This window comes from Mucilaginibacter sp. (assembly GCF_036383575.1).
Lineage (GTDB): Bacteria > Bacteroidota > Bacteroidia > Sphingobacteriales > Sphingobacteriaceae > Mucilaginibacter.
Genome location: NZ_DASVOB010000618.1, coordinates 1 through 8,443, shown reverse-complemented (window position 1 = coordinate 8,443; position 8,443 = coordinate 1). Strand labels below are relative to the sequence as shown.

The following is an 8,443-nucleotide window of genomic DNA, read 5'->3' as shown; positions in this document are numbered from 1 at the left end:
CCCTAACCCGGGCATGTCCGAGCGGTATTTTAACTTGTTTGGATTCAATGCACCCGCATGGTCGTTATTTTGGGAGTACGTAGCCAATATTGCGTATGCGCTTGTGCTTTACCGCCTTGCCCGGCGCTATTTGATAATGCTTGTCGTGATCTCGGCGGTGGGTATCTGCTATGTGGCCGGTCGTTCGGGTAATTTGATGGGCGGCTGGAGTGGCGGCACTTTTTGGGATGGAGGTGTGCGGATAGCTTATTCTTTTACCGCTGGTTTGCTGGTTTACCGGTATAACCTGATCATCAAAAACAGACTTGGCTTTATCGGTCTTTCGATTTTATTGATGCTGGCTTTCCTGATGCCGTTCTCATCCTGGAACTGGCTTAGCGAGCCTTTCGTAGTGATCATTTATTTTCCGCTACTGGTGGCATTAGGGGCAGGTGCTGTTCTTAACGATGGCTTACGTAAAGTATGTGTTTTTTCGGGCAATATCTCCTATCCGCTGTATATGACACATTACGTAGTGATGTGGTTTTTTGGTAGCTATTATGCTGCGAACAAGCCCGATGCTATGCACCTGGCGTATATTATTATACCCGGTTTAATCATATTGATTGCATTTGCCTATCTTGTTATGAAGGTGTACGATGTTCCATTACGTCGTTATTTAACTGAAAAGAGAAAGCAAGCCGTTAAGTAAACAGAAGGTGTATTCTCTAATTTAATCAAAGGTTAAAAGGAGTCCTCCAGCACAGGCAAGCTTAAAACCTGTATGTTTAAAGCGCTGAAAAAGTGTTTTTTATACACGAAAAAAACTATTTTTACAAATGGTTTTTTGCAGTTTTTTAACCAGTTTTGTTGGTGTGCAGAAGACTTTGGCACAATGAGGAAAACGTTAGTTATTGGTTGGCTTGTTATACTTTTTGCTGTTGTTGGCGCACTATTTTGGTATAATGAGCTGCAATATCAGCTGCCCACGCCTATCCCGGAAAACTACAAGCCGGTAAAACAAGGTTCAATAGTCTCTATCAATCCAAAGCATTTTAAAGATCACAGCAAGCCTCTGTTCCTGCATTTTTTTAATCCGGGTTGTCCCTGCTCCAGATTTAATGTTAAACAGTTTAAAGCTATTGTTGAGCAATATCGTGGGCAGGTAAATTTTGCTATTGTGATCATGAGCAGCAAGCATTTTACTGAAAGCGAGATCCAGGATAAGTTCGGCATGAAGCTTCCGGTAATATTTGATCCTTCCGTTGCCGAAGCTTGCGGGGTTTATTCAACACCACAGGTTGCGCTAATTGATACTGCAAGCAAATTATACTATCGTGGTAACTATAATGTAAGCCGTTACTGTACCGACGAAAAAACAAGTTTTGCCAAAATAGCAATTAACGGTTTACTTAGTAGCAATACCCGACTCACATTTAATAAATTGGCACTAATATCATATGGCTGTCGGTTGCCCGATTGTCATAATTAACATACCCCCTAAGTTTTAAATAATAGTGACTGCAGCCATAGCCCAAAACATCAATTTTCAAACAGAGATCAAAGACCGCTCAGACAGGTTAATGAATTACTTTTTGCCTGTGCATTTTATAGTTGGTTTAGCACTGGCCTTTTTTTATGATACCTGGCTTATAGCCTTTGGAGTAGGGGGCCTTTGTTTGCTGGCTTACTATACCGCAAAAATAGCTTTGCCTCAATCTGCTCTGTATCAATACGTGCTGGCTACCGTGTTGGGTATTTTTATGGCCCAGTACATTTACCAGATGCATGGCATGTTTGAGATGCACTTTTTTGCCTTCATTTCAAGCGCGCTGCTTATCACATACCAAAACTGGAAATTGCAGATCCCGCTGCTTATCGTAGTTATTATACACCATGCTACTTTCAGTTACCTGCAGGATATCGGGTACGGGAATATTTTTTTTACCCAACTCAATTATTTTGATCTCCAAACGTTTGCTATCCACGTACTACTTACAGGGGTAATCATGTTCATATGCGGGCTTTGGGCATATCAGTTGCGCAAATACAATGAATTAAGAATTGTGCAAACCCTCGAAATGGTTGATCTGCAGCGCGAAGCCCAATTATCGCTTGAGCGTAAGCATAATGAAGAGGTTTTGGCCGCAGCAAACGAGGAGCTTCATCATTCCAACCATGAACTTCAAAAAGCACGTCTCGCCGCCGACCAGGCCAACCAGGAAAAGAGTATCTTCCTGGCTACCATGAGCCATGAGATCCGTACACCTATGAATGGGGTTATCGGTATGTCGGCATTATTGAATGAAACGGAACTTAATGAGGAGCAGCGGATGTTTACCGAAACCATCATCAACTGCGGCGAAACACTCATCCATGTGATTAATAACATCCTCGATTTTTCGAAGATAGAGGCGGGCAGTCTCGACCTTGAACAGGAAGACTTCAACATAAGGCAAAGCATTGAAGATGTAATGGATATGTTTGCCGTTAAAGCCGGACAAATGGGGCTCGACCTGGTTTACGAGATCGATGAAGATATCTCGCCCAGTATCATTGGCGACCCATTACGACTTAAACAGGTTCTTATAAACCTTGTAAACAATGCCATTAAGTTTACCGAAAAAGGCGAAGTGGGGATTAGGGTCAGCTGTTTGGAAAAACAGCCTGATGGCTTGCTGAAATTGCAGTTTGATGTTTGGGACACCGGTATAGGCATCCCGAAAGATAAGCTGCACCGTTTGTTCCGTGCCTTTTCGCAGGTGGATTCATCTACCACACGTAAATATGGCGGTACCGGTTTAGGTTTAGCCATATGCCAAAAACTGGTTACGCTGATGGGGGGCACCATAGGTGTTTTAAGCTTACCCGGCGTTGGGGCAAAGTTTACCTTTACTATAAACGCTTATCCCGGAGATATATCTCATCAACAATCCCCAAGCTTTGACCTTACCGAATTACACGGTAAAAAAGTATTGGTGGTTGATGATAACCAAACCAACCTGTCTATCCTGCAACGCCAGTTTGAAAACTGGAACCTTAAACCCGTAACTGCCGAATCTGCTGCGGAGGCTTTGGTGGTGCTCCAAAAGAACAAGGATATCGACCTGGTAATTACAGATATGCATATGCCTGTAATGGATGGGGCCATGCTGGCTAAGATCATCAGGGATGAGTACGGTCACTTGCCGATCATACTATTAAGTTCAGTAGGTGAGGATTTTATAAAAGACAGGCGGGCGCTTTTTACTTCTATTATGAGTAAGCCCATTAAACAGCAGGTGCTTGGCAAGCAGGTTTTTATGGCGCTCAGGAGCAACGCGAATCAGAATGATGATAAACAGGTTAAACCCAAACTGTCGGTTGATTTTAGTGATAAATATCCGTTCAACATCCTCATAGCCGAAGACAATGAGATTAACCAGCACGTTATCAAGCACATTTTAAGCAAAATGGGTTACAAGCCCGGGATGGCCAAAAACGGGCTCGATGCCATAGAAGCCCTGTATAAAAACGATTATGGGCTGATATTGATGGATATGCAGATGCCCGTTATGGATGGCCTTGAAGCCACCCGTGCGATCCGTAAAGAAGATATCAAACAGCCTGTTATCATAGCCCTCACAGCTAACGCCATGACCGGCGACGAACAAGAGTGTTTACAAGCCGGTATGGATGATTATCTGAGCAAGCCCGTAAAGCTTGATGAGCTGATGAATAAACTTTCGAAATGGTATACGGTAGTAAGTAATAAAGCAGGGGTTCGTCAGGATTAATTCTATCTTGATCTTTTTCAACCGAAAAGATTTCGAGGTAAACTATAATTGCAACAATACTTTTGCAAAACAAATTGGTATTTTTTTTCATTTTTGCATAGGTTAAGTTAATATGCTGAAAAAGAGGAAACAGGAGTCTTTGAAATCATTACTGGTTTTGTCGGTAATGGCTTTTTATTTGCTCATTGCAAGCAGCCATGTTTTCTTTCTTCCACGACTAACGGAATTGCCAGATACACACTCAACAGCATTTAATTCAGTTTTTAAACGAAAAATTGAAAGCGTTCGCAGCAGCTTCAACGAATCAAGCTATGTTCAAAGGCCGGATAAATCAACCCTTGAAGAAAAGAAATCTGTTACTGATTTGATCAGTGCTGTTGTGAGCAGTTTTATACTGCTGTTTTTTATATCGCAGCTTTGGAAATCGCTTCCGAAGCTGTTAATGCGAAGCCCCAGGCTTACGCCAGGCTATCGATATACTTATCTTTCTCTTTGTAACTTTCGCATTTGATCTGAATAGTTGAAGGCGCTCTGCCTTTAGATCCATCATCATTTTTTTTAATTAATTATCCATCGTTTACCGGTATTTTCTGCTGTAGCTATCGATCTGCATTAATGATCGACAGTGCGGGCATTTACCGGTAAGCATATTCCGGAAAATAAAAACATGCGAATTTTAAAGAAGTTCTGCTGTGTGTTTATAGGCTTGTTGATTACAGTCTGTAGCTACGCGCAGCAGCAAAATAGCACACCGGTTAGTTTAAAAACGCTGCTCAACAGCGTAAACCAAAACGCCCCGACCTTACTAACCGATTCGGCGGCGATAGCTATAAAACGGGCAATGGCTACCGAAACCCGCAGCAACTGGCTGCCCAATCTTAAATTAAACTACCAGGCCGACTACGGTACCAACAATAACGTGGCAGGGCCATATTTCGGCTTCGGTATCATTCCTTCCGACTCAAGGGGGGTACGTACCGAAAGTAATACTACCACCGTATCTGCCAATGTAGGTGTGGCCGCGCTCGACTGGGAGATCTATAATTTTGGTGCCTACGGTGCCCAGAACAAAGTAGCCAATTCCGATATCCAGGTACAGCAAAACCAGTTTGCCGATTCAAAGTATCAGCTACAGGCATACACTATTGGCAATTACCTGTTGTTGTTAAAGCTGGAAAATTTCCTCTCCATTCAGGCCCGTAACATCAACCGTAATAAAGAGATCCGGCGCTCGGTACAGTCATTGGCTAAAAGCGGTGTTCGTGCCGGAGTTGATACCAGTATTGCAGAGGCCGAACTATCAAAAGCCCGCTTGAATTATATCGAACTTAATAACCAGCTAAAGCAGGTTCAGTTACAGTTATCCGCTATCAGCGGTTTGCCGTACCAAACTATTGTGCCCGATACTACTTTTGAGCAGAGCCTTATCGGTACAGAAAATAACCTGCAATTATCAGAGGTTGATACCTCGAATCATCCCCTGATCAACTACTATAAATCGGTATATCAAAACAGCCTGCAGCGTGAGGAACTTGTTAAGAAAAGCTATAACCCTAAAATATTGCTGGAAGGTGCTGTTTGGGGCCGTGGCTCAAGTGTAGATGCTAACGACCACTTTAACAGCCTGAGCAGCGGATGGGGTTTCGACAGAAATAATTACCTGGTAGGTATAGGCGTTTCCTATAACCTGTTTGATATCCGCCGCCGGCAGTTAAAACTGAGGACACAACGCGCCAATACCGATTATACCCGGAAGAAGCTGGAAGAACAAAAGCGACTGCTGGCCGTAAGCGCCAATCAATCAAATGTGGAACTGCAAACAGCGCATGAGCGTTTGCTTGAGATCCCTCATCAGCTTAAAGCCGCTACCGATGGCTATCGTCAAAAGCTGTCGTTATATAAAAACGGCTTAACCGACATTATTGAACTCAATGCAGCGCTAAACATCCTTTACCGTGCTGAAACAGATTATGTACAGGCTAAATATGCTTACTCGAACGCGCTGTTCCAGAAAGCCATTACCGAAAACCAGGTGAGTTCTGTATTAAACCTTTTAAAATAATTTAGCTATGTCAATGGTCACATCCGCACTTAAAAGGCCCGTCACAACGGTGGTGGTTACCTTAAGCCTGCTCATCTTTGCAGTGCTTAGTGCTATCAATATACCTATAGATATTTTCCCGAAACTAAACCTGCCCACCATTTATGTAATTGAATCATACGGGGGCATGTCGCCCCAGCAAATGGAGGGCTTCTTTTCAACCCGTTTGCAGGATCAGTTCCTTTACGTGAACGGCATCAAAAGTATCACCAGTAAAAATATCCAGGGCTTAACCATGGTGAAGCTCAGTTTTTACGAAAGCACCGATATGGCCGAAGCACAGGCCCAGGTGGCTTTGCAGGTAAGCCGCGTAATGAGTTTTTTCCCTCCGGGGGCATTACCGCCACAGGTTGTAAGGTTTGATGCCTCATCGTTGCCTGTTGGGCAATTGGTGCTATCGGCCCCTAATCGCAGCCTGAAGGACATTTACGATATGGCGGCCACCAAAGTAAGGCCGATGTTTGCAACCGTTCCCGGTCTGTCTGCTCCGCCACCGTTTGGTTCAAATGCAAGGTCAATCACTTTAAATGTTGATCCTAATAAACTCAGGAGTTACGGTCTTACGCCTGATGAGGTAGTAAGCGCCTTGGCCAGGTTTAACGTAATGTCGCCTTCGGGTAACCTGCGGTTAGGTAACACCATGTTTGTTACTACGGTAAATACGCTGATCAACCAGACAGACGAATTTGGCAACATTCCGGTAGTAACCAAAAACGGGGTACCCATCCTAATAAAAGATGTTGCGCGTGTTGCCGATGCCACCGATGTTACTGTTGATTACGCGCTGATCAATGGCAAGCGTTCCGTTTACTTGCCGGTGGTAAAAACTGCCGATGCCAGTACCTGGAGCGTGGTGCAGGCCTTGAAAAAGAAGATCCCGGAAATTCAAAGCCTTTTGCCTGACGATGTTAAGATCTCGTACGAGTTTGACCAGTCCATATTTGTGATAAATGCCGTAAAAAGCTTGTTAACCGAAGGGGGGTTAGGCGCTTTGCTTACCGGGCTAATGGTATTATTGTTTTTGCGCGACTGGCGAAGCAGTTTGATCGTAGTGATCACTATCCCGGTATCTATATTATTGGGCGTGTTGCTGCTTGGCTTATTCGGCCAAACCATTAATATCATGACCCTAAGCGGGTTGGCGCTTGCCATCGGTATCCTCGTGGATCAGGCCACAGTAACCATCGAAAACATTCACCAGCACCTGGAGATGGGCAAAAGCAAAGCACAGGCTATTTATGATGCCTGCCAGGAAATCTCGTTCCCCCTATTGCTCATCCTGTTGTGTATCCTTGCAGTATTCGCTCCATCGTTTATGATGAACGGCGTGCCTAAAGCGATGTTTTTACCACTGTCGCTATCTATTGGCTTAACGATGATCGTATCGTACATCATAGCGCAAACACTGGTGCCTATTTTATCAAACTGGCTTATTAAAGCCGAAACCTATCAGCATTATGAACATGGGAAATTGCATGCCCATGCCGGCGAAGCTTTAGACCGGCCCGAAGAAGGGCAGGTAAACCATCACCTGCAGCAGGAGCAAAAACATCCCGAAAAGAATGATCTGTTTGAACGGATAAAGATCCGTTTTATACACATCATTGAACGCTGGATGCATAACAAAAAACTAATTGTGCCTGTTTATCTCGTGGTTGTTTTGGGATTGGCCGGTGTTTGCTTTGTTACCATTGGAAAAGATATGATGCCGAAGCTCAACAACGGCCAGTTTCAGATCAGGATCAAAGAGCCGGATGGCACAAGACTTGAACGTACGGAAGACGGGCTGAAACAGGTTTTGCAGATCATCGACAGTACGGTGAACCATCATGTAGCTATCACATCGGGTTATGTGGGCATTGTGCCAAGCAGCTATGGTACCAGCAATCTTTATGTATTTAATACCGGTACACATGAAGCGGTATTACAGGTTAACCTTGATGAAGATTACCACATCAATATGGATGAGCTTAAAGATGCGCTCCGTAAAAACATAGCATCGCGCATGCCCGATCTCCGCATCACTTTTGAACCTATCGACATGACCGAAAAGATCATGAGCCAGGGTGCATCCACACCTATCGAAATAAGGGTGGCGGGTAAGGATATGGCGCAGATAGAAGGTTACTCAAACAAAGTTTTGGCCCGACTTAAAAAGATCAGCTACCTGAGGGATGTGCAGATCAGTCAGCCTTTAAAGTTTCCTGTGGTGGCAATAACGCTCGACAGGTTGAAAGCTGCTCAATTAGGCCTGGATATTAAAGATGTTGCCCGCTCGGTTACAGCAAGTACATCATCAAGCCGTTTTACCGAGAAAAACCTTTGGTTGGATGATAAATCGGCCTATACCTACCAGGTACAGGTGCAAATTCCGGAGTATGTGATGAATACTTTAGATCAGTTAAAAGAAGTGCCGCTGGTAAAAGGACAAAGCAGCCCCGTTTTAAGTGATATAGCCACATTTACTACAACCTATGTTCCGGGGGAGTATGACCGGGCCGGACCAAGGCGGTTTTTGACTATCAGCGCCAATATTTATAAAACCGATTTGGGTACCGCCACTACCGATGTGCAAAAAGCGCTGAAC

The 8,443-nt window shown here is 44.1% G+C and carries 6 protein-coding genes; all 6 read left to right on the top strand.

Features of this window, described 5'->3' with window-relative positions:
- Positions 1-691 (top strand): acyltransferase family protein (locus VF500_RS21995; protein WP_330861738.1); only part of this gene is annotated, 691 nt, incomplete at its 5' end.
- A gap of 183 nt (positions 692-874) precedes the next feature.
- On the top strand, positions 875-1,471 hold the full coding sequence (locus VF500_RS21990) for an AhpC/TSA family protein (protein ID WP_330861737.1): 597 nt from the start codon (positions 875-877) through the stop codon (positions 1,469-1,471).
- 25 nt (positions 1,472-1,496) lie between these two features.
- Positions 1,497-3,755, top strand: a complete 2,259-nt coding sequence (locus VF500_RS21985; protein ID WP_330861736.1) for a response regulator — start codon at positions 1,497-1,499, stop codon at positions 3,753-3,755.
- A gap of 112 nt (positions 3,756-3,867) precedes the next feature.
- Positions 3,868-4,266: a hypothetical protein gene (locus tag VF500_RS21980; protein ID WP_330861735.1), complete on the top strand. Its 399-nt coding sequence runs from the start codon at positions 3,868-3,870 to the stop codon at positions 4,264-4,266.
- Between the two features lie 156 nt (positions 4,267-4,422).
- Positions 4,423-5,817, top strand: coding sequence for a TolC family protein (locus VF500_RS21975; RefSeq protein WP_330861734.1), 1,395 nt, complete (start codon positions 4,423-4,425; stop codon positions 5,815-5,817).
- A gap of 13 nt (positions 5,818-5,830) precedes the next feature.
- Positions 5,831-8,443 (top strand): efflux RND transporter permease subunit (locus VF500_RS21970; protein WP_330861733.1); only part of this gene is annotated, 2,613 nt, incomplete at its 3' end.